The organism is Vibrio genomosp. F10 str. 9ZD137 (assembly GCF_049974785.1).
Classification (GTDB): domain Bacteria; phylum Pseudomonadota; class Gammaproteobacteria; order Enterobacterales; family Vibrionaceae; genus Vibrio.
Window position 1 is genome coordinate 1 of the sequence record NZ_JBNGCJ010000930.1, and the last position, 840, is coordinate 840.

The window sequence follows — 840 nt, forward strand, 5'->3', positions numbered from 1 at the left end:
AGCGGAGGTAATCGCTTGACGATAGTTATGATCCATCACGTCTCCTGCGGCAAACACACCTTCGACACTGGTTTGGGTCGCATTGCCGTTTAACCCAGAGTTAACGATGATGTAATCGTCTTTCATATCGAGCTGACCTTTGAAGATCGCAGTGTTTGGTTGGTGACCAATCGCAATGAAGACACCCATGACATCGAGATCTTCAGTTAAGTCGGATTGCGTATCTTTGATTCGAACGCCTGTCACACCCATGTCGTCGCCGAGTACTTCATCCAATGTACGGTCGGTATGAAGGAATATGTTGCCGTTCTCGACTTTATCCATCAAACGTCTCACTAGAATTTTTTCCGAACGGAAGGTATCGCGACGGTGAATAAGGTGAACTTCCGCAGCAATATTGGATAGATATAGCGCTTCTTCTACGGCGGTATTCCCACCCCCGACCACAGCGACTTTTTGATTTTTATAGAAAAATCCGTCACAGGTTGCGCAGGCGGAAACCCCTCGGCCTTTAAACGCTTCTTCGGATTCTAGCCCTAAGTACTTTGCAGACGCACCCGTTGAGATGATCAAAGCGTCACAACTGTACTCAGCACTGTAGCCTTTTAAGCGGAAAGGGCGCTGGCTCAAGTCGACGTCATTGATATGATCAAAAATCATTTCGGTTTCAAAGCGTTCGGCGTGCTCTTTCATACGTTCCATTAGAGCGGGACCCGTGAGTCCTTCTGCATCACCTGGCCAGTTTTCAACTTCTGTTGTGGTTGTGAGTTGCCCACCTTGCTGCATCCCTGTCACTAATACAGGGTTAAGGTTGGCACGAGCAGCGTAGACTGCGGCGGT

At 48.6% G+C, this 840-nt stretch carries 1 protein-coding gene; it reads right to left on the reverse strand.

Translation table 11 applies throughout. The features are described 5' to 3' along the window. Positions 1-840: thioredoxin-disulfide reductase (gene trxB, locus ACP45E_RS20455; protein ID WP_069585485.1), on the reverse strand; the 840-nt coding region annotated here is incomplete at both ends.